This window comes from Stenotrophomonas sp. STEN240 (assembly GCF_056756175.1).
The window spans coordinates 13,120-37,040 of sequence record NZ_JBRRBO010000011.1 but is presented as its reverse complement, the minus strand read 5'-3'; the positions used below and the strand labels follow the sequence as shown (position 1 = coordinate 37,040).

Below are 23,921 nucleotides of genomic sequence, written 5' to 3'. Positions count from 1 at the left end.
TCATGCGCATGGCGATGGATCATCATGCCGGCGCTGAGATGAAAAAACCCCGGGACTGCCCGGGGTTTTTTCTGCGCGGCTTGCTCTCTATCTCAGGCGCGGCCGTAGGTATCCTCGAAGCGCACGATATCGTCTTCACCCAGATAGCTGCCCGACTGCACTTCGATCAGCTCCAGCGGCAGCTTGCCCGGATTGCGCAGACGGTGGGTGACACCCAGCGGGATGTACGTGCTCTGGTTCTCGGCCAACAGCAGTACTTCATCGCCACGAGTGACTTCGGCCGTGCCGCTGACCACGATCCAGTGCTCGGCGCGGTGATGGTGCATCTGCAGGCTGAGGGTGCCGCCGGGTTTGACCGTGATGCGCTTCACCTGGAAGCGTTCACCGTGGTCAATGGAGTCATAGGCGCCCCAAGGGCGATAGACCTTACGGTGCCAGGTGGCTTCGCTGCGGCCATCGGCCTTCAAACGCGCGACGACGTCCTTCACTTCCTGCATGCGATCGGACTTGCCGACCAGTACCGCATCGTCGGTCTCGACCACGATCACGTCGTCCAGGCCCACCATCGCAATCAAGCGTTCGCCATACGCAAAGGTGTCATGGCAGTCGATGGCAATGACATCGCCGCGATGCGCGTTGCCGTTGGCATCCTGTTCGGAGACATCGCGCAGCGCGGTCCATGAACCGACATCACTCCAGCCAGCATCCAGCGGAACCACGGCAGCGTCGGCGGTTTTTTCCATCACCGCGTAATCGATGGAGTCCGATGGGCTGGCCTTGAATGCGTCCGCATCCAGGCGGATGAAGTCGCTTTCACGTCGTGCGTTCTCCCACGAAGCGCTGCAAGCGGCCAGGATCTGCGGCTGCAGGCGTTCCAGTTCCTGCAGGTAACGCGAGGCGCGGAACAGGAACATGCCGCTGTTCCAGTAATACTCACCGGATGCCACATAGGCCTGGGCGGTGGCCAGGTCGGGCTTTTCGACGAAACGCTCGATGGCCCGTGCACCGTCACCGGGCACAGCCTTGATGTAGCCGTAGCCGGTTTCCGGCGCGGTTGGCTGGATGCCGAAGGTAACCAGCTTGCCCTGTTCGGCGATATCCGCAGCTTCCAGGATGGCGCGGTGGAAATGCGCGGCATCACGGATCAAATGGTCTGAAGGGAGCACCAGCAGCAGCGGGTCGGCGCCGTCGCGGCAGGCCTCCAATGCAGCGGCAGCGATAGCCGGTGCGGTATTGCGGCCTACTGGCTCCAGCAGGATCGCCGACGGCGTGGTACCCACTTGCTGCAGCTGTTCGGCGGCAACGAACCGATGCGCCTCGTTCGCCACCACGATCGGCGCCTGCGTGGCGACGTCGGCCACCCGCAACCAGGTGGACTGCAGCATGCTGTGCTCGCTGGCCAACTGCAGGAACTGCTTTGGATAGGCCTCACGTGAGAGGGGCCACAAGCGTGTACCGGAACCACCGGAAAGAATGACGGGAAGAATATGGCTCATGAAGGTTCTCAGGCGGTGATCAAAGTAGAGATTTCAGCAGTACGCTCTGCCAGCAAGGCTGCGTCACCCCGGGTTTCAACGTTCAAGCGCAGCAACGGCTCGGTGTTGGAGCTGCGCAGGTTGAAACGCCAGCTGCCGAAGTCGGCGCTGATGCCATCGGTGTGATCCAGCGCGGGCGTCTGTGCTTCAAAGTGCGCCATCACGCGGGCAACGGCGGCCTTGGCGTCAGCAACCTTGAAGTTGATTTCGCCGCTGCACGGGAAGCGCGCCATGCGGTCTTCAACCAGTTCGGCCAGCGACAACCCGCCGCTGGACACCTGCGCGGCAATCAACAGCCATGGGATCATTCCCGAATCGGCATAGGCGAACTCGCGGAAGTAATGGTGCGCGCTCATCTCGCCGCCGTAGACGGCGTTTTCGGCGCGCATCTTCTCCTTGATGAAGGCGTGGCCGCTCTTGCACAGCACCGGCACGCCACCGGCCGATTCGACCATCTCGACCGTGTTCCAGGTCAGGCGCGGATCGTGGATGATCTTGCCGCCGGGGTTGCGCGCGAGGATGGCCTGGGCCAGCAGACCGACCAGGTAATAGCCTTCAATGAAGCGGCCGTTGTGGTCGAAGAAGAAGCAGCGGTCAAAGTCGCCATCCCAGGCGATGCCGAAGTCGGCACCATGCTCGCGCACGGCCTTGGCGGTGACGTCGCGGTTTTCCGGCAGCAGCGGGTTGGGGATGCCGTTGGGGAAGCTGCCATCGGGTTCGTGGCAGACACGTACGAACTCCAGCGGAAGATGCGGCGCCAGCAGATCGACAATGCTGCCTGCACCACCGTTGCCGGCGTTGACCACCAGCTTCAGCGGCTTGAGCTGGCTGGCGTCGATATAGCTGAGCAGGTGCTGGATGTAGGCGCTCTTGTCGTGCTGCTCGCTCTGGCCGGCGCGCGCGGGCTGTGGCTGCGAATCATCGGCGGCCACTGCATCGGAAATGGTGAACAGGCCGGTGTCCGAGCTGATCGGGCGCGCGTGCTCGCGCACCAGTTTCATGCCGTTGTAGTCCATCGGGTTGTGGCTGGCGGTGACCATCACGCCGCCGGCGGCCTGCAGATGGCCGGTCTGGAAGTAGACTTCTTCGGTGCCACACAGGCCGATATCGATGACCTCGCGGCCCTGTCCGCGCAGACCTGCAGCCAGCGCATCCTGCAGCGCAGGGCTGGTCAGGCGCACGTCATGGCCCAACACAACGGGGCCGGCGCCGAGCTCGGCGGCCAAGGCCTTGCCGATCTTGCGGGCCATGTCTTCATTGAGTTCTTCAGGCACGCGGCCGCGGATGTCGTAGGCCTTGAACGCGGGGAGGGGCATGCATGCATCCTGCTGGGTGAAAGATTGCCTAGTTTAGTCGGGTACGCGTTCGGAGGCTGTCTGCTGGCTGGATGGAGATTTCAGGGGGCCGGATGCGCTGGACGAAGGTCCAAGGGGGGCCATCACCACAGTATGGCTAGAATATGGTCATCTTCAGTACTGTGAGCGTGATGCGATGAGCGATCTCTCCTCTCCGGCCCGGCAACGCGGCAAGGTCTTTGCCAGCGCCGCCGATGCCCTGGCTGGCATCGTGGCCGACGGGCAAACCCTTGCCGTAGGTGGCTTTGGCCTGTGCGGCATCCCCGAGGCACTGATTGCCGCGCTGCGCGACAGCGGGGTCAAGGGCCTGACCGCAATCTCCAACAACGCCGGCGTAGATGGCTTCGGCCTGGGCCAGCTGCTGGAAACCCGCCAGATCAAGAAGATGATTTCGTCCTATGTGGGCGAAAACAAGGAATTCGAACGCCAGTACCTGGCCGGCGAGCTGGAGCTGGAATTCAACCCGCAGGGCACCCTGGCCGAGCGTCTGCGCGCCGGCGGTGCCGGTATTCCCGCGTTCTTCACCGCCACCGGTTACGGCACCATCGTTGCCGAAGGCAAGGAAACCCGCGAAATCGACGGCAAGCACTACGTGCTGGAAACCGCACTCAAGGCTGACGTGTCGCTGGTCAAGGCGTGGAAGGCCGACGAAGCTGGCAACCTGCTGTTCCGCAAGACCGCGCGCAACTTCAACCCGGCCTGCGCCATGGCCGGCAAGGTCTGCGTGGTGGAGGTGGAAGAAATCGTGCCGGTGGGCGCCATCGATCCGGACCAGGTGCACCTGCCGGGCATCTACGTCGATCGCATCGTATTGAACGCAACGCCGGAGAAGCGCATCGAACAGCGCACCGTGCGTCAGGAGGGGAACTGAGATGGCCTGGACCCGTGACGAAATGGCACAGCGCGCCGCGCGCGAGCTGACCGATGGTGCCTACGTGAATCTGGGCATTGGCCTGCCGACGCTGGTGGCCAATCACATTCCCGATGGTGTGGATGTATGGCTGCAGTCGGAGAACGGCCTGCTTGGTATCGGCCCGTTCCCGACCGAGGCCGAGGTGGATGCCGACCTGATCAATGCCGGCAAGCAGACTGTTACCGCACGTGCAGGTGCCAGCTACTTCGGCAGCCATGATTCGTTCGCGATGATTCGTGGCGGCCACATCAACTTGGCCATCCTCGGCGCCATGCAGGTGACCGACAAGGGTGACCTGGCCAACTGGATGGTGCCCGGCAAGATGGTCAAGGGCATGGGTGGCGCGATGGATCTGGTCGCCGGCGTGCAGCGCGTAGTTGTGCTGATGGAGCACACCGCCAAGAACGGCGAGCACAAGATCCTGCCGGACTGCACCTTGCCGCTGACCGGCGTGGGCGTGGTCGACCGCATCATCACCGATCTGGCGATCTTCGATGTCAGCGCCGATGGCCTGGTGCTGGTGGAAGCTGCGCCGGGTGTCAGTGATGACGAGTTGAAGGAAAAGACCGGGGGTGCGTTTCGGCGTGGCTGAGTGAGAGAGCGGGGCGGCGTGGCTGCCCCGCATCGCGCAATGTTGTTTCCCGATACATCGGCCTTGACGGACGTCCAGCATCTTCCCGGCTGGCTACCTGCAGCGCAGGCGGATGCCTTGTTGCTGGCCTTGCACACGCAGGTTGCCTGGGAAATCCACCGCATCCGCATGTTTGGGCGCTGGCTGGATTCGCCGCGCCTGAGTTGCTGGATGGGCGATGCGGATGCTCACTATCGCTATTCGGGGGCGGATTTCATTCCGCATCCGTGGGTGCCGGCAGTAAATGAACTGCGCGAGCGGCTGCAGCAGGCCTGTGATGCGCGCTTCAACAGCGTGCTGCTGAACCGCTACCGCGATGGCCGCGACAGCATGGGCTGGCATAGCGATGACGAGCCCGAGTTGGGGCCGACGCCGCTGATCGCCTCGCTGAGCCTGGGCGCTGAGCGCCGCTTTCTACTGCGTCGCCGCGATGACCCCGCACGCAAGCTCGAATACCGGCTCGGTCACGGCGATCTGTTGCTGATGCGCGGGGATTGCCAGCGCGACTACCAGCATGCCTTGCCGAAAACCGCGCGGGTGGCTGGCGAGCGTATCAACCTCACTTTCCGCCAGGTCGCTGCTGTGCCGCGTCGCGCTGGCCGTTGAGCAGGGTCCAGCCGATCAGCTCGGTGGCGGTCTTGTCCAGCGCGGTTTCAAAGGCGCTGGCGACGCTGCCGATATCGGTGGAGGTGGCAGGTTCGGCGACGATGAAGGTGCGTGCTGCGACCACGCGCTGGTCCAGGCTGTAGATCAGCTTGGCGTTGAGTTCGATGGTGGCCGAGGGCAGCTCACCGCCGCGGTAGTCCGATTCAAAGCGGCGCAGGTCGGTGGTCAGCTTGTAATCGGAGCGGATGCCGGTGGCAATGCGCGCAACGGCATCGATCCGGCCGGAATCTTCAAAGCCGCGCAGCAAGGTGTCTTCCAGCATGTCGGTGGCCGGCTGCGACCAGGTGGCACCGCGGTAGACCTCCAGCTCACCCGGCGTTGGCCGCACGTTGATGCGCGGGCTGTCGATCAGGCGCGCGGCGCTGGGCTTGGCGATGGCCAGCTGCCAGTTGACCTGCGGCCATGATGGATCGGCCTGTACCCGCACCTGTGGCGCATAGATGGTGGTGGACTGGCGGTCGCCGCCAGCCAGCACCGAGCAGCCGGCCAGCGCCAGCAGGCAGGCCGGGGCGAGCAGCTTGAGCATCGTGATGGGCTTCATTTGGGTTCGAACTCCTTCGGGGCGTCGCGACCGAGCAGGTAGCGCGCCGGGTTGTTCTCCAGCCGGTCACTGACCCGGCGCAGGTCGCGGATCAGGCCGCGCAGTTCGGTCAGGGTCGGGCCGAGCTGGGCCAGGCCATCGTTGGCAAAGCTGTTGATCGCTGCGCGGTTCTCGCCAAGGATGGCGTCGGCATTGCCGGCGGCCGAGTCGAGCTTGGCCAGGCTGGTGTCCAGTTTGTCCATCGTTGCCGGCAGTTCCCGCAACACGTTCTCGTCCAGGTTCTTGATCGCACCATTGGCGCTGCCGAGGGTGACGTTGAGGTTGCGCGCCGCGTCGCGGGCTTCCACCAGCAAGGCCTGTGTACCTTCGTCGCGGTCCGCCAGGCCGCCGCTGATGGTTTCCAGGTGGGCCAGCGTGGTGGTGATCTTGCGGACGTTCTCATCGCTGAGTAGTTCGTCCATGCGCTCGACCACGCGGTTGGCCACGTCGGTGATGTTCTGCAGGGCCGAGGGCGCAGCGGCGATGGTCGGCACCGGTTCCTTGCTCACTGCGGTAAGCGCAGCGGCCTGCGGGCTGCCGCCGCTGAGCTGGATGATCGATGGCCCGGTCAGGCTGGTGATGGCCATTTTTGCGCGGGTGTCGGTCTTGACCGGAGTGGTGGAATTGAGCCGCAGCTTGGCAACGACTTTGCGCGGGTCATCCGGGGCCAGGGTCAGCTCGGTGATCGAGCCGACCGCGATGCCGTTGTATTGCACCGGGCTGCCAACCGACAAACCGGTCACTGCTTCGGTGAACACCACCTGGTATTCCTGCCAGGTGCGATCGGACGAATATTTGGCGGCCCACAACCCGAACGCCAGCAGGGCAATGCCGGCAAGCAGGGTGAAGGCGCCGATCAGGACGTAATTGGCTTTGGTTTCCATATCAAGCAGGCTCGTGCTGGAGGCCGCGCGCGGCGCGGGCGCGGGGGCCGTGGAAGTACTCGCGTATCCACGGATGGTCGAGTTGTTCGATCTCGGGCAAGGGAGCGTTGGCGATGACCTTGTTGTCGGCCAGCACCGCGACGCGGTCGCAGATGGCGTAAAGCGTGTCCAGGTCGTGGGTGATCAGGAAAACGGTCAGGCCCAGTGCTTCCTGCAGGGTCTTGATCAGGCGGTCGAAGGCGGCCGCGCCGATTGGATCGAGCCCGGCGGTCGGTTCATCCAGAAACAGCAATGGCGGATCCAGCGCCAGCGCACGCGCCAAGCCGGCGCGTTTGCGCATGCCACCGGACAGCTGCGAAGGCAGCTTGTTGATGGCGTCGGCAGGCAGGCCGGCCAGCTTCACTTTCAGCAGGGCCAGTTCGTAATGCCAGCGTTCGCTGAGTTCGGGATGATGTTCCTTGAGCGGCACCTGCACGTTCTCGCCCACCGTCAGCGAGGAGAACAGGGCGCCGTCCTGGAACAGAACACCGGTGTTGCGCTCGATGCGCAGGCGGTCGTCTGGGTTGCCCGAGCGCGCATCCACGCCGAGTACTTCAATCTGCCCGGCATCGGGCGTGCGCAGGCCGAGGATGGAGCGCATCAACACCGATTTGCCGGTGCCCGAACCGCCAACCACGCCGAGAATTTCGCCACGGCGCACATCCAGGTCCAGGCCATCGTGCACGGTCTGGCTGCCGAAACGGTTGACCAGTCCGCGCAAGCGGATGGCCAGTTCGGTGTCTTCAACGGTGGTGGCTTGCGGGGTGTTCATCGGCTCACCAACCCATGTGCATGAACCACAACGCGGCCAGCGCGTCGAGGATGATGACCAGCGAGATGGTCTGCACCACGCTGGAAGTGGTGCGTTCGCCGACCGATTGTGCGGTGCCTTCCACCTTCAAGCCTTCCAGGCAGCCGATCAGGGCGATGATCAATGCAAATACCGGCGCCTTGGACAGGCCAACCAGCATGTGCCGCACCTCGATGGTGTCGTGCATGCGCGCCAGATACATCTGCGGCGGAATATCCAGGTCGAACGCGCCAACGGTGACGCCACCGGCCAGGCCGGCGATCATCGCCACGAAGGTGAGCAGGGGCAGCATGATCAGCAGCGCGACCACGCGCGGCAGCACCAGCAGGTCGATCGGGTCCAGGCCAAGGGTCTGGATGGCGTCGATTTCCTCGCGCGCCTTCATCGCGCCAATCTGCGCGGTGAAGGCGCTGGCGGTGCGCCCGGCCAGCACGATGGCGGTAAGCAGCACCGCGAACTCGCGCAGGAAGGCAATCGAGACCAGCTCCACCACATAGATCTCCGCACCGAAGTCGCGCAGGATGGTGGAGCCTAGGAAGGCAATCACCGCGCCCACCAGGTACGACAGCAGCGCCACCAGCGGCACTGCGTTCAGGCCAACTTCTTCCATCTGGTTGACCGCCGCGGTCAGCCGGAAGCGACGCGGTTGGCGGATCAGGCGCGCCAGCTTGCTCAGGTTTTCGCCGAGGAAGTTGACCAGCACCACGATGTTGCCGGCAATGGCGTACACCGAGCGGCCCAGTCGATCCAGCGCGGCGGCTACGCCGTAATCGCGCTGCGGCTTGGGGCGCTCGTCGGCAACTTCCTCGATGGTGCAGACCAGCGCCTGGTGATCGTCACGGAACTGCAGCGCATCATCGGGCAGGCCCAGCTTGTGCGCGTAGCGCAGCAACAGCAGCACCCCGGCCGAATCCAGCCGATCAATGGCGCGTGCATCGATACCGGTCACCGTCCCGGTCTGCGCATGCAATACCTCGCCCGAGCGCAATGCAGTGGCCAAGGTCCAGTTGCCGGAAAGCCTGAGCAGGCCATCCGCATCGGGAGGAAGTACGCAGTCGGGTGGGGGAATGTCTTTCATGGTGACCATTGACTGCGGAGAATAACCTGTCCGTCCTTCAACCCGGATGAGTATTTCATCCGCTTCAGGTGATACTAACGGCCATGTCTGCCGAAACCCTTGCCGCTGCCCCGGCCACTGCTTCCAATCGGGCCACCTATGCGCAACGTGTGGCCTTCGTTTCGGAGATGGCTGGGCGGCTGCACAGCTATGGCACAACCGCCCAGCGCCTGGAGGCGGCCGTGGTGGCCTTGGCGCAGCAGCTGGATCTGGATTGCGAGCCGTGGTCGAACCCGACCGGTTTGATTCTGAGTTTCAGCGACCCGACCCGAGCGATTGGTTCCAGTGACATCACCCGCGTGATCCGCCTGGGGCCGGGCGATACCAATCTGCACAAGCTGGCCATGGCCGACCAGATCGCCGATGCGGTGGCGGCCGGGCAGATGTCCATCGCCCAAGGCCACACCGCGCTGCGCCAGCTCGACAAGGATGGCGGCCTGCGCAGCAAGATCCAGCTGCTGGCCTCCTTCACCCTGGGCTCGGCCGGCGTCGCCGGTCTGTGGCGGCTGCCGTGGCTGGATATTGCCACCGCAGGTATTACCGGTCTGCTGATCGGCCTGATGCTGTTCTATACCGACCGGCGGGTGGCGACGCGGGAGGCCGGTGAGGCCCTGGCGGCGTTGCTGGCCGGTTTCGTCGCGGTGCTGGTGGCCAGTTTCATCGGCCCCTTGAATCTGAATTCCACCATCATCGCGTCGCTGGTGGTGCTGCTGCCCGGCATGGCGCTGACCAACTCGGTCAATGAACTGGCCAGCGGGCATTGGGTGTCGGGCACGGCGCGGTTCGCCGGTGCGCTGACCACCATCATGAAGCTCACGGTGGGCGCGATGATCGCCGTCACCATCGCCAATTCCATCGGTCTGGAACCGGTTATCCGCGCCTCGCGGCCGCAATCCAACTGGGTGGAATGGGGCTCGGTGCTGGTGGCCTCGTTTGCTTTCGCCATGTTGTTCCGGGCCAGCAGACGCGACTACGTGTGGGTGATGGCGGCATCGGTGGCCGGCTACGCCATTTCCCGCTATGGCGGCCAGTTATGGGGCGCGCCAGCGGGTATTTTTCTGGCGGCGATGGCGGTGACTGCCGCCGGCAATCTGTTCGGGCGCATCGTGCAGCGGCCGGGGGCGATCATCCGCTTGCCGGGCATCATCATGCTGGTGCCCGGCAGCACCAGCCTGCGCGGGGTGCTGAGGTTGATCCAGCAGCAGAACGTGAATGCCGGTGAGTCGGCATTGTTGACCGTGGTCAACGTGGTGATGGCGCTGGTGGCCGGGCTGCTGTTCGGCAATCTGCTGGTGCCAGCGCGCAAGAATCTTTAGGTCAGATGCGTCTGCAGGCCAGTAAAGGCGTTGATTGGAGCTGAAATGCGGTTCGTATTGGCAATGTCGCTTTTTTGTGGGAGCGGCGTAAGCCGCGAAGCTGGTATTGCTCAAGGCTTTGGCGCCTGCGTCATCTGACGATGTGGCTGCTTCGCGGCTTACGCCGCTCCCACAAAAAATCCGATGCCAGAGCGCTGGCATCGGATTTCCTAGTGACTCAATTACTTGACCAGGCAGCATTACCGCAGCTGCCAGTTTGTAATCGATATTCCAGATTGATTACTTCTGGATCAGGAAATCTTCAACCTTGCGGCCTGCCTTGGTGTATTCGGCCAGCCAGCGCGGCTGCTTGCCACGGCCGGTCCAGGTTTCAGCGGCATTGGCCGGGTTGCGGTACTTCGGCTCAACCTTGGGCAGCTTGCGGCCGGTTTTGGCAGCGCCCTTGCTGGCCTTGGCGCCACGCGGGGCCTTTACTGCAACGGCGGCGCCGGTGCCGAACAGCTCTTCGACGGTGTAACCAGCCTTCTTGGCGGCAGCGGCAACCAGGGCACGGGCCTTGGCAATCGGCTGGCGCTTGGCGACAACGGTCTTGCGCTTCTGTGCGTCGCGGATCAACACGGCCAGTTCTTTGGCCGACAGCTGGGACAGATCGATACTCATCGAATAACTACTCCGGATAATGGGTTTGGGGGTGAATGCCATTCCGTGGCAGCGCGGCAAAGCATACCGGGCCGGTTACGGGAATGACAGATAAATACCGTTTTCCATGTTATCCGCAAATGAAAACGCCGGGACAATGCCCCGGCGTTTCAAGTCACCAGATTCAGCCGGTAATCCTGCTGATCGCGGTTGCCTGATCCAGATTTTCCGCTTCGCTGGCGCTGCGTGCGCGGTATTCCACGGTGCCAGCGGCCAGGCCGCGTTCGGATACCACGATGCGGTGCGGAATGCCGATCAGTTCCATATCGGCAAACATCTGGCCCGGGCGCAGGCCGCGGTCATCCAGCGCGGCGTCCACACCAGCGGCCTGCAGCTGGACCAGCAAGGCTTCGGCGGCGGCGGTTACGGTCGGGTCCTGCTTCGGGTTGATCATGCAGACAACCGCTTGCCACGGCGCCATGCTCACCGGCCAGATAATGCCAACCTCATCATGGTTCTGCTCGATGGCCGCAGCGACGATGCGCGACACACCAATGCCATAACAGCCCATCGCCATCACCGCAGCCTTGCCGTTCTGGTCCAGCACGGTGGCCTTCAATGCCTGCGCATATTGGCGGCCCAGCTGGAATACGTGGCCGACTTCGATACCACGGGTAATCTTCAGCTCACCACCGTCGCGCGCGCGGTCACCGGCCTTGACGTTGCGGATATCGGCAACCTCCGGCTCGGCCAGGTCGCGGCCCCAATTGACGCCGGCAATATGCAGACCTTTCTCATTGGCGCCGACCACAAAATCCGCCATTGCCGCCACTTCACGGTCAGCCACCACGCGGATGGGCTTGCGCGGATTCAAGGGGCCGAGGAAACCCGGCTCGCTGCCCAGATAATCGGCAATCTCCGCTTCGCTGGCCATGCGGTAATCGTTGAGGCCAGCCACCTTGGCCAATTTGATTTCATTGATTTCGTGGTCGCCACGTACCAGTGCCAGCACGAACTGATTATCCGTGCTCATTACCGCGACTGATTTGACCGTGCGCAGCAGGGCGATGCCCATCAGCGCGGCCACTTCTTCACAGGTTTTCTGGGTGGGGGTATCGATCTTGCGCAGGGCCTCACTGGCGCCGGTGCGTGCAGCCGGGTCGGCGGCGATGGCCGCTTCCACGTTGGCGGCGTAATCCGAGCCGGTGGAGAACACCAGCGCGTCTTCACCGGAATCGGCGATCACGTGGAATTCCTGCGAGGCGTCGCCACCAATAGCGCCGGAATCGGCTTGCACAGCGCGGAATTCCAGACCCAGGCGGGTGAAGATGCGGGTGTAGGCGGCCTTCATGTTTTCGTATTCGGCGACCAGGCTGGCGTCGTCCAGATGGAAGGAATAGGCATCCTTCATCAGAAACTCGCGCGAGCGCATGACGCCGAAACGCGGGCGGATTTCGTCGCGGAACTTGGTCTGCACCTGGTAGAAATTGACCGGCAGCTGCTTGTAGCTGGACAGCTCCTGGCGCGCGAAGTCGGTAATGGCTTCCTCGGCGGTGGGGCTGTAGCAGTATTCCTGCTCCTTGCGGTCCTTGATTTTCAGCAGCTGGCCGCCGAATTTTTCCCAACGGCCGGTTTCTTCCCACAGTTCCTTGGGCTGGATGGTCGGCAGCTGCAGTTCCACCGCGCCAGCGCGATTCATTTCCTCGCGGACGATGGCTTCCACCTTGCGCAACACACGCAGGCCCAGCGGCGACCAGGTGTACAGGCCCGACGCCAGCTTGCGGATCATGCCCGCGCGCAGCATCAGCCGGTGGCTGACCAGCTCGGCGTCGGCAGGGGTTTCCTTGGTGGTGTGCAGGTGGAAACGGGAAAGGCGCATGGCAGGGGGCTTCGCAGAACGGACGATCCGCTATTTTGCCAGCCTTGCAGGCCCCTGCGTACCGCTGCGATCAGGTCAGGGTAGTGGCAAGGGGAGGGAACGCGCTGTGGGAGCGGCGTAAGCCGCGAAGCGGGGTGTTTCGGAAAGGCCTCAAAAACCAACCCCTCCCCAGCCCTCCCCTTGGCCTGCGGCCAAAGGGAGGGAGCAAGGCTGTAGGAGCGGCGTAAGCCGCGAAGCCCGGAATACAGAAAGGCCCCGAAAGCCAACCCCTCCCCAACCCTCCCCTTGGCCTGCGGCCAAGGGGAGGGAGCAAAGCTGGGGCAAAGCGGTGGGAGCGGCGTAAGCCGCGAAGCCGGGAATACGGAAGAACCTCAAAAACTAACCCTTCCCAATCTTCCTTTGGCTTGAAGACAAAGGAGAAAACCCGCGAAGCCAGCCGATCCAGGTTGCCGGAAGTGTTGGCAATTGCAGGGATTATGAGCTTCGCGGCTTACGCCGCTCCCACAGCCCCACAGTCCCACAACCTGATCGTCCAGCAACCTTCAAACCCGCAAAAAGTCAGCATCCGGCAATTGCCGGACGGCTTAACTCTTCGGCGCCGGCTTGCAATAAGCCGCCGCTGCCGCCTCGGCCAGCCGCTTCTGTGCGTCGCGCTGGGCGTCATCCAGGGGGGCATCGGGTTTGCCGTCGCCGTCGGTGTCGTGCAGCACCGGGCCGCTGCCGTTCAGCAGATCAAGGTTTTTGCGCGCACCCAGGCATTGCTCCGATTCGGCAGCTTCAGCCGTTGCCGCCGGTTCGGCGATCGACGCGCCGCTGGTGGTGATGCGGCGGGTTTCGTACGGCTTGCCGGCCGGTGGCCGTTCCGAGTACTGGGTGACGCCATTGGCGTCCTTCCACTTGTACAGATTGCCGGCGTGGGCGCCGGCGGCGGCTGTGAGCACGAGCAGGCAGCAGAGGCGAGACAGGGCGAGCATGGCAACTCCAGACACCGAAACAGGGCAGGGGGCGATTGCAGCACCCGGTGACGTGGCTGGCAAGTCGATTAAACTGGCCGGTATGGACGAATTGAGACCACCACCCCGTTCGCGCAGCATCTACCTGCTCCCGAACCTGTTTACCACCGCCGGCCTGTTTGCCGGCTTCTACGCGATCATCGCCGCTTCCAACGGGCAGTTCGTCAACGCCAGCATTGCCGTGTTCGTGGCGGCGGTGATGGATGGGCTGGATGGCCGGGTTGCGCGTTTGACCGGCACCAGCAGCGAATTCGGCGTGCAATACGACTCCCTGGCCGATCTGGTCAGCTTCGGCATGGCGCCGGCGCTGGTCATGTATCACTGGGCCCTGTCTTCCCTGAAGTTCGATGGCGACGTGCTGGGCCGGGTTGGCTGGTCGGCAGCGTTTCTCTATGCCGCCTGCGCCGCGCTGCGGCTGGCCCGCTTCAATACCCAGGTGGGAACGGTCGACAAGCGTTGGTTTGTCGGCCTGGCAAGCCCGGCTGCGGCCGGCTTGATGATGTCCTTTGTCTGGGCCTTTGCGGACGGCGAGCTGGGCTGGAACGGCGAGCAGCTGCGCTATGTGGCCTTGGGCGTGACCATCTTGTCCGGCCTGCTGATGGTCAGCCGGATCCGGTTCTGGAGCTTCAAGGGCGGCAGTGAAAAGGGCCCGCGCTCTGAGCGGGTGCCGTTCATGGTGCTGGCGCTGGTACCGATCGTGATTTCTATCGTGGTGCTGGATCCTGCGCGCACCTTGCTGGTGGTCGGCGTGATCTACGCGCTGTCCGGGCCGGTGATGTGGCTGCTGCAACGCTTTCGGCAACCGGCTGGCAAGGTGCAGTGATCGGCTTCTCGCCCGAACCGGTGTGGACCGCGGAGCAGCAGGCATGGCTGCAGGCGATGGGCTATACCGTGTATCTGGAGGGCAGTGCGCTGGACGCACCGCCCGCCGTCGCCACACCGGCGTTTGATGCTCCGGCGCAGGCGGTGAAACGTACGCCGCCGCAGGCAGCGGTGATGAACACACCGGTTGCCGCTGCGCCGCCGCGGGAAACCGCAGCCAAGGCGCCGGAGGCACCCAGTACCGCGCCGGCGCCGGTGTCTGTTGTGGGCGCAACCGGCGGAGCGCGCCGCAGTGGTGGCCTGCGCATGCCCGATCGCCTGCAGATCGCCTTGTTGCGGGCTTCCGGCTGCAACCCGAACGACCCGCAGACGCGGGTTTTGATGGACAGCTGGCCGCTGGCCGAGCTGCGCGCCAATCCGGCGGCCAAGCGTGCCCTGTGGCCGCAGCTGCGGGCATTGCGGCGGAAATCGCGGCAATGAGCACGTTGGGCACAGTCCTGCGTCCCATGTATGACGGGGATCTGGATGCGGTGATGGAGGTGGAACTGCGCGCCTATCCGTTCCCGTGGACGCGCGGCATCTTCCAGGACTGCCTGCGTGCCGATTACCCAAGCCGGGTATTGGTGCAGGACGATGGCATCGTCGGCTACGGCGTGCTCAGCCTCGCCGCCGATGAGGCGCATGTGCTCAACGTCTGTGTTGATCCCTTGTGCCAGTCGCGCGGCCATGGCCGGCGCTTGCTGCGCGAGCTGGTGCGGGTTGCCCGCCAGCGCGGTGCGCTGCGTGTGTTCCTGGAAGTGCGTCCGTCCAATGCTTCGGCCATCGCGCTGTACCACAGCGAAGGGTTCAACGAGATTGGCCGGCGGCCGCGTTATTACCCCACCAGCAACGGGCGAGAAGATGCGCTGGTGATGGCGATGGAGCTGGTGGACGACGACATCAGCGTGATGCCGCCGCTGTAAGCCAGGCTTTCAGGGCGCGCTTGTCAGGCAAGCCGCAGCAGCATTACACCGGCGACGATCAGCACGGCGGCAAGCAGGCGCCGGCGGCTGATGTGTTCTTTCAGCAGCAGCGCCGATATCAACAACGCGAACAGGATCGAGGTTTCGCGCAGCGCTGCGATCACCGCCACCGGCGCAAGCGTCATTGCCGATAGTGCGATCGCATACGAGGCGGTGGTGCCGATGCCGCCGACCAGGCCGAGCTGCCAGTTGCCACGCAGATAACTGTTCAATTGCGCGCGGCGGGCGAACAGCGCCCACAGCGGCAGCGGCAGACCGGATAGCAGAAACAACCACAGCGTGTAGCTCAGGGCATTGCCCGACAATCGCGCGCCCTGCGCGTCGACGAGGGTGTAGGTGGCGATGACCACGGCGATGCACAGCGGCAGGCGGAGGTTGCCGCCCTTGCTGCTGCCGGCCATGCACAGGATGCCGCTGCTGATCAGGGCGATCCCTGCCCAGGCGCTGGCGGGCAGGTGTTCGTTGAACAGCCAGGTGCCGGCGACGGCGACCAGCAGCGGCGCGCAGCCGCGCATCAACGGGTAGGACAGGCTCATGTCGGCGCTGTGGTAGGCGCGGGCGACAAGCACGTAGTAGCCGGTCTGCAGCACGGCGGAGGCAGCAAGCCAAGGCCAGCTTTGTTCTGCAGGTGCTGGCAGCCAGGGCAGGACCATGGCTGACAGCACGGCGGCCCAGCCGGTGACCAAGATGGTGGTCAGCAGTTTGTCGCCACCGAGTTTGACGATGGCGTTCCAACTGGCATGGAGCAGGGCGGCGAACAGGACGGCGCAGAAGATGCCGAGTGACATTTGGATGGGTGTTTTTTGGTGGCTTGTTGAGGGTAGCTGGGATTGAGGGTGTTGGGGTTGTGGGGAGGGGAAGGCAAAAGGCAAAACCAAAAGCCAAGAACAAAGAGCCCCCTCATCCGCCCTGTCGGGCACCTTCTCCCGCGCGCGGGAGAAGGGACTGCAATGATTTTTGCGTTGTGATGGGTTGGCCGCGCGATCACGCTCGAGCCGAAGCCGAAGCCGAAGCCGAAGCCGAAGCCGGAGCCGGAGCCGGAGCGCATAGAGCCGATTGCTCAGTAACCCCGCAGAAGTGCATGGGCGCATTGCGTTCCCTTCTCCCGCTTGCGGGAGAAGGTGCCCGACAGGGCGGATGAGGGGGCTTTTGACTTTGGCTTTCAGCTCTCCGTGTTCAATACGCACAAAAGAAAACGCCGCCCGAAGGCGGCGTTTTCCACAACAGCAATCAGCAGGCCTTACAGCTTCGCGCGCTGCTCCTGCAGACCGGCCAGCTGGCTGTTCCAATCGATAAGCCGCACACGTTCCTGCTCGACCACCGCTGCCGGCACCTTGTCAGTGAACTTGGACAGCTTGACCTCGCTCTTGTCCTTCTCCGAAGAAACGCGGGCGATTTCCTTGTCCAGACGTGCACGCTCGGCATCCAGATCCACCAGGCCTTCCAGCGGCACCAGCAACTTCAGTTCGCCGACAATCGCCGCCGCCGCCGGTGGCGTCACCGCATCAGCCGCCAACCAGTCGATGCTCTCCAGCTTGAGCAGGAAGCGCAGCTGCGAGGCAAAGCGCTCCACGCGTGCACGGTCAGCTTCCTGGCCGCCCTGCAACAACAGACACACCTGCTTGGACGGCGGCACGTTCAACTCGCTGCGCACGCGGCGCAACGCGCTGACCATGCTCTTGAACCACTCCACGTCGACTTCGGCCTGCGCGTAATCGCCGGCAAACTCCGCTGCGGTCGGGTAGGCACGCAGCGACAAGGACGCATCGGTGATGCCCAGGCGCGGTGCCACCTGCTGCCACAGCTGCTCGGTGACGAACGGGGTCAGCGGGTGCAGCAAACGCAGCACCGCTTCCAGTACGTACAGCAGGGTGTGGCGGGTGCTGGCTGCGTCTTCGGCGTTGTCACCGTTGAGCGCCGGCTTGGTCAGTTCCAGGAACCAATCGCAGAACTCGTTCCAGACAAACTCGTACAGCGCCTGCGACAACAGGTCGAAGCGGTAGTCGGCGAAGTGCTGCTGCGCTTCGGCCGAGACCTTGGCCAGACGCGAGAGGATCCACTTTTCGGCATCGGTACGCGGCTGCAGTGCGCCGGTGAAGCTCGCACCCTCGGTGTTCATCAGGGTGAAGCGGCTGGCGTTCCACAGCTTGTTGCAGAAGTTCTTGTAGCCCTCGGCGCGGCTCATGTCGAACTTGATGTCGCGGCCATGCGTAGCCAGCGCGGCGATGGTGAAGCGCAGCGCATCGGCACCGTGGGCGATGATGCCGTCCGGGAATTCGCGGCGCGTGGCCTTCTCGATCTTCTCGGCCATCTTCGGCTGCATCAGGCCATGGGTGCGCTTGGCAACCAGATCGTCGATGGTGATGCCGTCGATGATGTCCAGCGGGTCCAGCACATTGCCCTTGGACTTGGACATCTTCTGGCCCTGACCGTCGCGGATCAGGCCGGTGATGTAGACGTCCTTGAACGGGATCTGGCCGGTGAAGCTGTCGGTGGCCATGATCATGCGCGCCACCCAGAAGAAGATGATGTCGAAGCCGGTGATCAGCACGTTCGACGGCAGGTAGCGCTCAAAGCCGCGCTCGGCCATCGCTGCTTCATTCGGCCAGCCGAGGGTGGAGAACGGCCACAGCTGCGAGGAGAACCAGGTCTCAAGCACGTCGCTGTCCTGGGTCAGCAGCACGTCGTCGCCCAGCCCGGCCTTGGCGCGGGCTTCGGCTTCGTTGCGGCCCACGTAGCAGTTGCCAGCTTCGTCGAACCACGCCGGGATGCGATGGCCCCACCACAGCTGGCGGCTGATGCACCAATCCTGGATGTTCTCCATCCAATGGCGGTAGGTATTGATCCAGTTGCCCGGCACGAACTTGATGGAGCCGTTCTCCACAAGCTCCAGACCGCGCTTGGCCAGCCCGTCCATCTTCACGAACCACTGGTCGGTCAGATACGGCTCGATCACCTGGCCGGTACGGTCGCCGCGCGGCACCTGCAGCTTGTGCGCCTTGGTCTCGACCAGGATGCCCAGGTCTTCCAGCTCGGCCAGGATCACCTTGCGCGCTTCGTAACGGTCCAGCCCTTGGTACTGCTGCGGGGCGTTCTCGTTGAGCGTGGCGGTGGTGGTGAACAGGTTGATCATCGGCAGGCTGTGACGCACGCCCACCTGGTAATCGTTGAAGTCGTGCGCCGGGGTCACCTTGACCACGCCGGTGCCGAACGCCTTGTCGACGTAATCGTCACCGATCACCGGCACGCTGCGGCCGGTCAGCGGCAGGGTCACGCTCTTGCCGATCAGGTGTGCGTAGCGGCCGTCTTCCGGGTGCACCATCACTGCGGTGTCGCCGAGCAGGGTTTCCGGACGGGTGGTGGCCACGACCAGATAGTTGCGGGTCTCGCGCAGGGTTTCGTTGCCGTCGGCGTCCACTTCGACGTGCTCATAGCTGGCACCGTCGTTGAGCGCGTAGGCAATCGACCACATGAAGCCGTCTTCTTCCACGCTCTCCACTTCCAGGTCGGAAATGGCGGTCTTCAGCACCGGGTCCCAGTTGACCAGGCGCTGGCCACGGTAGATCAGGCCCTGCTCGTGCCAGCGGATGAAAGACTCGATCACCGCCTCGCTCGGGCCCGGGTCCATGGTGAAGGTGCTGCGCGACCAGTCGGCCGACGTGCCGAGGCGGCGCATCTGGCCTTCGATCACGTTGCCCGAATGTGCCTTCCACTCCCACACCTTGTCGATGAAGCCATCGCGGCCCAGCGAGTCGCGGGTTTCGCCCTTGCCTTCCATCGCCAGGTTGCGGCTGACCACCATTTCGGTGGCGATGCCGGCGTGGTCGGTACCTACCTGCCACAGCGTGTCGTAGCCACGCATGCGGTGGTAGCGGATCAGCGCGTCCATCAGCGTCTGCTGGAAGGCGTGGCCCATGTGCAGGGTGCCGGTGACATTCGGCGGCGGCAGCAGGATGGTGTACGGCTCGCCCTTGCCGGACGGCTTGAACAGGCCGGCCTTCTCCCACGACTCATAGAGCGCGGTTTCAAAGGATTTGGGGTCGTAGCTGGAGGCGAGTTGGGTCATGCGGGGGAACCGGTAAAAGCGGGAGGGGGATCAGCGGCCGAGTGCGCGCTGGATCTTTTTGTCGGTGTGGTACTGGCTGACGGCATAGGCAGCCCAGATGGCTGCGGGCAGCCAGCCAATCAAGGTGATCTGCAGGATGAGACAGACAATGCCGGAAATCGGGCGGCCAATGGTGAAAAAGGCCAGCCACGGCAGCAGGATGGCAATCAGCAGGCGCATGCGTGTAATCCCTTACATATCGTATTTGTTGAGCGTGTAGTCGGCGGCCTTGTACTGGCGCCAACGCTCACGCAGCGGTTCGCGGGCTTCGGGGTCGGCCGGCACCACTTCCAGCACGCGGTCGCAGCTGCCCAGGTAGGGCTCATCGCGCAGGTTGATGACCAGCGGCCGCTCCGGTGCTTCGGCGCCGGGCGCGGCGATCAGCACGATGGCTTCTTCCTCATCCACGTCCTCACCGATGATCTGGTGCGGAATATAGGCGTCCGGGTCGAACGACCACAGCAGCTCGTCCAGTTCCTCGGCCTGGGCCTGGTCGCGGGCCAGAACCAGCGTGTACAGACCGCCGTCGTTGGCCTTGCGTGCGAGCTCGCACACCAGCTTCAACGGTTCGGTGAGAAAACGCGGCTTGGCGATCAGGTAGAAGTCGGCGCGCATCAGGTCACTAGGAAGTGGAAGGAAGAGGGTGAAACAGCGGGGTCAGCAGGAGCTTGCGCCGGGTACAACCCGGCGCAGGCCCTGTTTTCGACCCTGGCTTTGCTCAGGCAACGCGGTCCAGCAGCCACTGGGTCAGCAGGCCAACCGGGCGACCGGTGGCCATGCCGCGCTTGCCTTCATCGCTGGCAACGCCGGCGATATCCAGGTGCGCCCAGCGCTGGCCTTCGGTGAAGCGCGACAGGAAGCAGCCAGCGGTGATGGCGCCGGCCCAGCGGCCGCCGATGTTGTAGACGTCGGCAAAGCTTGAATCCAGCATGCCCTGGTACTCGTCCCACAGCGGCAGGCGCCAGGCGCGGTCGAACACGTTCTCGCCAGCAGCGGTCAGTTCGTTGGCCAGGTCGTCGTGCTTGCTCATCAGGCCGGCGGTCTGGTGGCCCAGGGCCACCATGCAGGCGCCGGTGAGGGTGGCCACGTCGATCAGGGCGGCCGGCTCGAAACGCTGCGCATAGGTCAGCGCATCGCACAGGATCAAACGGCCTTCGGCGTCGGTATTGCCCACTTCGATGGTCTTGCCCGACATCGAGGTGATCACGTCCGACGGACGGTAAGCATTGCCGTCGATGGCGTTTTCCACCGCCGGCACGACTACAACGAGGTTCAGCGGCAGCTTGGCCTTGACCGTGGCGACAAAGGTGCCGATGACGTTGGCGCCACCGCACATGTCGTACTTCATTTCCTCGATGCCGCCCTGGGTCTTCAGGTTGACGCCGCCGGTATCGAAGGTGATGCCCTTGCCAACCAGCACGTAGGGCTTGGCCTCACCGCCATTGTTCCACTTCAGCACGACAAGCTTGGGGCGGTTGGCCGAACCACGGGCCACGGCCAGCAGCGAGCCCATGCCCAGCGCTTCCATCTGCGCCTCGTCCAGGATCTCGGCTTCGGCGCCGTCATGCTCGGCGGCGAACTTGACCGAGGATTCGGCCAGGTAGGCCGGGGTGCAGTAATTCGGCGGCAGGTTGCCCAGCTCGCGGGCGTATTCCACGCCGGCGGCGATGGCCTGGCCCTGCAGCAGCGCGGTTTCGTCGCTGCTGGCAATGGCCAGCGATTCCAGACCCGGGGCTTCGGGCTTCTTCTTGCCCAGGGTGGCGGTGTAGCGGTAGCTGGCGTGGTTGGCGGTGATCACCGCCTGACGCACCTTCCAGGCGCTGTCGCGGCCGCTGACGTCCAGTTCGTTCAGGGTGAACAGCGCGCTGCGGGTGTTGCCGGCCTTCAGGGCGCGGGCGGCGTCGCCGGCGGCCTTCAGGTACTGCACCACGCCAAACTTGGCCGGGTCGCCCAGGCCAACCACCAGCACGCGCGGAGCGCTGACGCCGGCCAGATCGTGCAGCAAAGTGGTGTTGCCGGTCTTGCCGCCGACATCGCCGCGCTCGATCAGCGCCGCCAAACGGCCTTCAGAGGCCGTATCCAGGGCCTTTGCGGCCGGTGACAGCGTCTTGTCAGAGAAGGCGCCAACAATGACGCAATCCACCTCGGCAGAGGCGGGGGCGGCGTGGTTCAGGGTGAATTCCAGAGACATTGATCAGATTCCGTTGCCAAATCCGTACAATCGCAGGCTGTATACGCGGGGCCATCGAGGCCGGGCGTTCTGCGGACTAAACCGAGAGTTTAAACCACCGACCCTATGGCGAAGCTTGACCGCTACCTGCTGAGTGACTTCCTCCAGAGCTTTCTGGCCACTTTGACCGTACTTCTGGTAGTCAGCATGGGCGGTGTGCTGGTCGACATCCTCGGCCGCATCGCCGATGGGCGCATCCCCGCCGGGCTGATGCTGTCCCAGCTGGGCCTGCAGTTCATCGTCTACCTGCCCATCATCCTGCCGTTGGCGCTGATGCTGGGGCTGGCGCTGTCGATCGCGCGGCTGTACCGCGATTCAGAAATGGCCGTGCTCACCGGGGTCGGCGTCGGCCCCAAGCGCATGCTCAAGCCGATCCTGCTGCTGACCGTGCCGGTCGTGGCCCTGGTGGCGGCCTGCTCGTTGTGGCTGGGCCCTTGGGCCGACCGCAGCGCCGAGCGGATGCTGCAGGACGCCAGCCGCAGCATGGTGGTGGCCGGGTTGGAGCCGGGCCAGTTCACCCCGTTGTCCGGTGGTGGCGTGGTTTACCTGTCTTCATTGGCCGGCGATGGCACCAAGATGGGCAAGGTGTTCATGCAGCGGCAGAAGGAAGGGCGTATCGACGTGGTATCGGCCAACAGCGGCGCAATGTTCTTTGAAGGCGATCGCCAGCGCTACCTGCGCCTGGAAGACGGTTATCGGGTCGAGGGCCCGGAAAACGGCGCCCTGGACTACCGGCTGATGCGCTATGCGCGCAACGAGGTGGCCCTTCCGGACCGCGACGAAGTGCGCGACCAGAATGATCCGGAAATGTTGCCCACCCGGCAGTTGCTGGGGGATGCGCGGCCTGAGGCCAAGGCCCAGCTGCATTGGCGGCTCACCCCGCCGCTGCTGGCCCTGGCATTTGCACTGCTGACCCTGCCGCTTGCCCGCAGCGCACCGCGCCAGCAGCGCTACGGCCGCATCATGGTGGCCTTCCTCGCATATACGCTGGGCGTGAGCCTGAGCATTCTCGGCAAGCAGTGGCTGGCGTCGGGCAAGCTGCCGGTGGAGGCGGGCATGTGGTGGTTGACCTTGCCCTTGCTGATCCTGGCGCTATGGCTGTATTTCCGTGATGGGCGCCTGAGCCGCCGCCGCGTGGGAGCCAAGGCATGAGGTTGCTGCCGCGGATCCATGACATCTACGTAGGCCGTACCGTGCTGCTCACGGTGTTGGTGGTGTGGATGGTGCTGCTGGGCCTGGACGCGATCATGGCCTTGTCCGGCGAGGCCGGGAAAATCGGCCAGGGGCATTACAGCTTCGGCCATGCCTTGGCCTGGGTGGCCTATACCTTGCCGCGCCGGGCCTACACCGTGTTCCCGATGGCGGCGGTGATCGGCGCCCTGATGGGCCTGGGGCAGCTGGCTGCCACTTCGGAGCTGACCGCATTGCGTGCGATTGGCCTGTCGCGTCGGCGCATTGCCGTATCGGTGGCGATCTCGTTGTCGCTGCTGACCGTGCTGATGGTGGTCAACGGTGAGACTCTGTCGCCCTGGGCGCAGAACCGCGCCGATGCGCTCAAGACCAGTGCCCGTTACAACACCGATATCGCTACCGCCCGCTATTCGGGCCTGTGGGCGCGCGAGGGCGACATCTTCCTCAATGCGCAGACCGGCGAAGAACAGGTCGGTGCCGATGGCCAGTCGACCCTGCTGCTGCATGACGTGCGTCTGTACCAGTTGGGTGAAGACGGCCGTCTGTTGAGCCTGACCCACGCCAAGACTGCGCGCCACGACCACCAGGGTTGGGTGCTGGAAACGGTGCGTCGCGATACGTTCGGTGAGCGTTCGGTCAGCCGCCAGGAACTGCCCAGCGAGAAATGGGCGTCCAAGCTGGATGCGGCGGCCTTGGCGTCGGGCCTGGCCAAACCGCGCAACCTCAGCGCCGGCGAGCTGAAGACCAGCATCGATTACCGCAAGCGTAACGGTCTGGATGCGCGTGATTACGAAGATACCTATTGGGGCCGCTGGTTCTACCCGCTGAACGTGCTGGCGCTGTGTCTGGCGGCGGTTCCGTTCGCGTTTGGTTCGCTGCGCAGCGGTGGCATGGGCAAACGCCTGTTCCTGGGGATGCTGTTCGCGCTGGGCTTCCTGCTGCTGCAGATGTTCTTCGGGCGCATGGCCGGTGCGTTGAAGTTCGATTACCGCATCGCCTACGCATTGCCCCCGATCATGATGCTGGGCATCTCCGCCTGGCTGTCACGACGGCGGGTAGGCTGATAGCAAGGTTGTTGTAGGAGCGGCGTAAGCCGCGAAGCCGGTGACAATGAAATCACCGGCATCCCTGCAATCGTATGGGTGTGTAGCTTCGCGGCTTACGCCGCTCCTA

Annotated in this window: 22 protein-coding genes and 1 pseudogene; 9 read left to right on the top strand and 14 right to left on the bottom strand. The window is 64.1% G+C overall.

Annotated features, from left to right (window positions below):
* Nucleotides 1-92: 92 nt before the first annotated feature.
* The gene (locus ACVOKO_RS07090; RefSeq protein ID WP_346498234.1) at nucleotides 93-1,496 is read right to left on the bottom strand and encodes a mannose-1-phosphate guanylyltransferase/mannose-6-phosphate isomerase; all 1,404 of its coding nucleotides are present in this window, start codon (nucleotides 1,494-1,496) and stop codon (nucleotides 93-95) included.
* Between the two features lie 8 nt (nucleotides 1,497-1,504).
* A complete protein-coding gene (locus tag ACVOKO_RS07085; protein WP_346498233.1) occupies nucleotides 1,505-2,851 on the bottom strand; it encodes a phosphohexomutase domain-containing protein in 1,347 nt (448 codons plus the stop codon).
* A 175-nt stretch (nucleotides 2,852-3,026) separates the two neighbouring features.
* Here ACVOKO_RS07085 and ACVOKO_RS07080 point away from each other — a divergent pair, with 175 nt between their 5' ends.
* The 3 genes from ACVOKO_RS07080 to ACVOKO_RS07070 are packed head-to-tail and all read left to right on the top strand — an operon-like array spanning nucleotide 3,027 to nucleotide 5,040.
* Entirely contained in the window at nucleotides 3,027-3,761 is a 735-nt protein-coding gene (locus ACVOKO_RS07080; RefSeq protein ID WP_057627308.1) for a CoA transferase subunit A, read from the top strand.
* 1 nt (nucleotide 3,762) lies between these two features.
* Complete coding sequence (locus ACVOKO_RS07075) at nucleotides 3,763-4,395, top strand: CoA transferase subunit B (protein ID WP_346498232.1); 633 nt, start codon at nucleotides 3,763-3,765, stop codon at nucleotides 4,393-4,395.
* Between the two features lie 39 nt (nucleotides 4,396-4,434).
* Nucleotides 4,435-5,040 carry an alpha-ketoglutarate-dependent dioxygenase AlkB family protein gene (locus ACVOKO_RS07070; protein ID WP_346498231.1) on the top strand — a complete coding sequence of 202 codons (606 nt, stop codon included), beginning with the start codon at nucleotides 4,435-4,437 and terminating at the stop codon, nucleotides 5,038-5,040.
* On the opposite strand, the gene ACVOKO_RS07065 is transcribed toward ACVOKO_RS07070, so the two are convergent.
* The 4 genes from ACVOKO_RS07065 to ACVOKO_RS07050 are packed head-to-tail and all read right to left on the bottom strand — an operon-like array spanning nucleotide 4,994 to nucleotide 8,492.
* Nucleotides 4,994-5,641: an ABC-type transport auxiliary lipoprotein family protein gene (locus tag ACVOKO_RS07065; RefSeq protein WP_346498230.1), complete on the bottom strand. Its 648-nt coding sequence runs from the start codon at nucleotides 5,639-5,641 to the stop codon at nucleotides 4,994-4,996. The genes ACVOKO_RS07070 and ACVOKO_RS07065 overlap by 47 nt on opposite strands.
* Complete coding sequence (locus ACVOKO_RS07060) at nucleotides 5,638-6,564, bottom strand: MlaD family protein (protein WP_346498229.1); 927 nt, start codon at nucleotides 6,562-6,564, stop codon at nucleotides 5,638-5,640. Before ACVOKO_RS07060 ends, ACVOKO_RS07065 begins: the two co-directional genes overlap by 4 nt.
* A gap of 1 nt (nucleotide 6,565) precedes the next feature.
* A complete protein-coding gene (locus tag ACVOKO_RS07055) occupies nucleotides 6,566-7,375 on the bottom strand; it encodes an ABC transporter ATP-binding protein (RefSeq protein WP_346498228.1) in 810 nt (269 codons plus the stop codon).
* A gap of 4 nt (nucleotides 7,376-7,379) precedes the next feature.
* On the bottom strand, nucleotides 7,380-8,492 hold the full coding sequence (locus tag ACVOKO_RS07050; protein WP_346498227.1) for an ABC transporter permease: 1,113 nt from the start codon (nucleotides 8,490-8,492) through the stop codon (nucleotides 7,380-7,382).
* A gap of 83 nt (nucleotides 8,493-8,575) precedes the next feature.
* Between ACVOKO_RS07050 and ACVOKO_RS07045 the strand changes: the two genes are divergently transcribed.
* Complete coding sequence (locus ACVOKO_RS07045) at nucleotides 8,576-9,847, top strand: threonine/serine exporter family protein (protein ID WP_346498226.1); 1,272 nt, start codon at nucleotides 8,576-8,578, stop codon at nucleotides 9,845-9,847.
* A gap of 282 nt (nucleotides 9,848-10,129) precedes the next feature.
* On the opposite strand, the pseudogene ACVOKO_RS07040 reads toward ACVOKO_RS07045, so the two are convergent.
* From ACVOKO_RS07040 to ACVOKO_RS07030, 3 genes and pseudogenes are all read right to left on the bottom strand, one after another.
* Nucleotides 10,130-10,507, bottom strand: a pseudogene (locus ACVOKO_RS07040) (H-NS histone family protein); the annotation flags it as partial.
* 163 nt (nucleotides 10,508-10,670) lie between these two features.
* Nucleotides 10,671-12,365 carry a proline--tRNA ligase gene (locus tag ACVOKO_RS07035; RefSeq protein WP_346498225.1) on the bottom strand — a complete coding sequence of 565 codons (1,695 nt, stop codon included), beginning with the start codon at nucleotides 12,363-12,365 and terminating at the stop codon, nucleotides 10,671-10,673.
* 584 nt (nucleotides 12,366-12,949) lie between these two features.
* Complete coding sequence (locus ACVOKO_RS07030) at nucleotides 12,950-13,339, bottom strand: DUF4124 domain-containing protein (RefSeq protein ID WP_346498224.1); 390 nt, start codon at nucleotides 13,337-13,339, stop codon at nucleotides 12,950-12,952.
* Between the two features lie 82 nt (nucleotides 13,340-13,421).
* Here ACVOKO_RS07030 and pssA point away from each other — a divergent pair, with 82 nt between their 5' ends.
* The 3 genes from pssA to rimI are packed head-to-tail and all read left to right on the top strand — an operon-like array spanning nucleotide 13,422 to nucleotide 15,162.
* The gene (gene pssA / locus ACVOKO_RS07025; protein ID WP_346498299.1) at nucleotides 13,422-14,201 is read left to right on the top strand and encodes a CDP-diacylglycerol--serine O-phosphatidyltransferase; all 780 of its coding nucleotides are present in this window, start codon (nucleotides 13,422-13,424) and stop codon (nucleotides 14,199-14,201) included.
* A gap of 56 nt (nucleotides 14,202-14,257) precedes the next feature.
* Nucleotides 14,258-14,680 (top strand): alanine acetyltransferase, encoded by a 423-nt coding sequence (locus ACVOKO_RS07020; protein ID WP_346498298.1) that lies wholly within the window; start codon nucleotides 14,258-14,260, stop codon nucleotides 14,678-14,680.
* Complete coding sequence (gene rimI, locus ACVOKO_RS07015; protein ID WP_346498223.1) at nucleotides 14,677-15,162, top strand: ribosomal protein S18-alanine N-acetyltransferase; 486 nt, start codon at nucleotides 14,677-14,679, stop codon at nucleotides 15,160-15,162. Before ACVOKO_RS07020 ends, rimI begins: the two co-directional genes overlap by 4 nt.
* A 23-nt stretch (nucleotides 15,163-15,185) precedes the next feature.
* Here the strand turns inward: rimI and ACVOKO_RS07010 are convergent, their stop codons facing one another.
* From ACVOKO_RS07010 to ACVOKO_RS06990, 5 genes are all read right to left on the bottom strand, one after another.
* Complete coding sequence (locus ACVOKO_RS07010; RefSeq protein ID WP_346498222.1) at nucleotides 15,186-16,010, bottom strand: EamA family transporter; 825 nt, start codon at nucleotides 16,008-16,010, stop codon at nucleotides 15,186-15,188.
* A gap of 452 nt (nucleotides 16,011-16,462) precedes the next feature.
* Entirely contained in the window at nucleotides 16,463-19,288 is a 2,826-nt protein-coding gene (locus tag ACVOKO_RS07005; RefSeq protein WP_346498221.1) for a valine--tRNA ligase, read from the bottom strand.
* Nucleotides 19,289-19,318: 30 nt separating this feature from the next.
* Nucleotides 19,319-19,507, bottom strand: coding sequence for a YqaE/Pmp3 family membrane protein (locus ACVOKO_RS07000; RefSeq protein ID WP_057627321.1), 189 nt, complete (start codon nucleotides 19,505-19,507; stop codon nucleotides 19,319-19,321).
* Between the two features lie 12 nt (nucleotides 19,508-19,519).
* A complete protein-coding gene (locus tag ACVOKO_RS06995) occupies nucleotides 19,520-19,945 on the bottom strand; it encodes a DNA polymerase III subunit chi (RefSeq protein WP_346498297.1) in 426 nt (141 codons plus the stop codon).
* A 100-nt stretch (nucleotides 19,946-20,045) separates the two neighbouring features.
* Entirely contained in the window at nucleotides 20,046-21,518 is a 1,473-nt protein-coding gene (locus tag ACVOKO_RS06990) for a leucyl aminopeptidase (protein WP_346498220.1), read from the bottom strand.
* A 105-nt stretch (nucleotides 21,519-21,623) separates the two neighbouring features.
* Between ACVOKO_RS06990 and lptF the strand changes: the two genes are divergently transcribed.
* Both lptF and lptG read left to right on the top strand, forming a co-directional pair.
* The gene (gene lptF / locus ACVOKO_RS06985; RefSeq protein ID WP_346498219.1) at nucleotides 21,624-22,709 is read left to right on the top strand and encodes an LPS export ABC transporter permease LptF; all 1,086 of its coding nucleotides are present in this window, start codon (nucleotides 21,624-21,626) and stop codon (nucleotides 22,707-22,709) included.
* Nucleotides 22,706-23,812 (top strand): LPS export ABC transporter permease LptG, encoded by a 1,107-nt coding sequence (gene lptG, locus ACVOKO_RS06980; protein WP_346498218.1) that lies wholly within the window; start codon nucleotides 22,706-22,708, stop codon nucleotides 23,810-23,812. Before lptF ends, lptG begins: the two co-directional genes overlap by 4 nt.
* Nucleotides 23,813-23,921: the final 109 nt, after the last annotated feature.

Bases quoted from the DNA above. Each gene is read 5' to 3' on its own strand.
- ACVOKO_RS07090 (WP_346498234.1), bottom strand. From the start codon at position 1,496: ATGAGCCATATTCTTCCCGTCATTCTTTCCGGTGGTTCCGGTACACGC.
- ACVOKO_RS07085 (WP_346498233.1), bottom strand. From the start codon at position 2,851: ATGCCCCTCCCCGCGTTCAAGGCCTACGACATCCGCGGCCGCGTGCCT.
- ACVOKO_RS07080 (WP_057627308.1), top strand. From the start codon at position 3,027: ATGAGCGATCTCTCCTCTCCGGCCCGGCAACGCGGCAAGGTCTTTGCC.
- ACVOKO_RS07075 (WP_346498232.1), top strand. From the start codon at position 3,763: ATGGCCTGGACCCGTGACGAAATGGCACAGCGCGCCGCGCGCGAGCTG.
- ACVOKO_RS07070 (WP_346498231.1), top strand. From the start codon at position 4,435: ATGTTGTTTCCCGATACATCGGCCTTGACGGACGTCCAGCATCTTCCC.
- ACVOKO_RS07065 (WP_346498230.1), bottom strand. From the start codon at position 5,641: ATGAAGCCCATCACGATGCTCAAGCTGCTCGCCCCGGCCTGCCTGCTG.
- ACVOKO_RS07060 (WP_346498229.1), bottom strand. From the start codon at position 6,564: ATGGAAACCAAAGCCAATTACGTCCTGATCGGCGCCTTCACCCTGCTT.
- ACVOKO_RS07055 (WP_346498228.1), bottom strand. From the start codon at position 7,375: ATGAACACCCCGCAAGCCACCACCGTTGAAGACACCGAACTGGCCATC.
- ACVOKO_RS07050 (WP_346498227.1), bottom strand. From the start codon at position 8,492: ATGAAAGACATTCCCCCACCCGACTGCGTACTTCCTCCCGATGCGGAT.
- ACVOKO_RS07045 (WP_346498226.1), top strand. From the start codon at position 8,576: ATGTCTGCCGAAACCCTTGCCGCTGCCCCGGCCACTGCTTCCAATCGG.
- ACVOKO_RS07035 (WP_346498225.1), bottom strand. From the start codon at position 12,365: ATGCGCCTTTCCCGTTTCCACCTGCACACCACCAAGGAAACCCCTGCC.
- ACVOKO_RS07030 (WP_346498224.1), bottom strand. From the start codon at position 13,339: ATGCTCGCCCTGTCTCGCCTCTGCTGCCTGCTCGTGCTCACAGCCGCC.
- pssA (WP_346498299.1), top strand. From the start codon at position 13,422: ATGGACGAATTGAGACCACCACCCCGTTCGCGCAGCATCTACCTGCTC.
- ACVOKO_RS07020 (WP_346498298.1), top strand. From the start codon at position 14,258: ATGGGCTATACCGTGTATCTGGAGGGCAGTGCGCTGGACGCACCGCCC.
- rimI (WP_346498223.1), top strand. From the start codon at position 14,677: ATGAGCACGTTGGGCACAGTCCTGCGTCCCATGTATGACGGGGATCTG.
- ACVOKO_RS07010 (WP_346498222.1), bottom strand. From the start codon at position 16,010: ATGTCACTCGGCATCTTCTGCGCCGTCCTGTTCGCCGCCCTGCTCCAT.
- ACVOKO_RS07005 (WP_346498221.1), bottom strand. From the start codon at position 19,288: ATGACCCAACTCGCCTCCAGCTACGACCCCAAATCCTTTGAAACCGCG.
- ACVOKO_RS07000 (WP_057627321.1), bottom strand. From the start codon at position 19,507: ATGCGCCTGCTGATTGCCATCCTGCTGCCGTGGCTGGCCTTTTTCACC.
- ACVOKO_RS06990 (WP_346498220.1), bottom strand. From the start codon at position 21,518: ATGTCTCTGGAATTCACCCTGAACCACGCCGCCCCCGCCTCTGCCGAG.
- lptF (WP_346498219.1), top strand. From the start codon at position 21,624: ATGGCGAAGCTTGACCGCTACCTGCTGAGTGACTTCCTCCAGAGCTTT.
- lptG (WP_346498218.1), top strand. From the start codon at position 22,706: ATGAGGTTGCTGCCGCGGATCCATGACATCTACGTAGGCCGTACCGTG.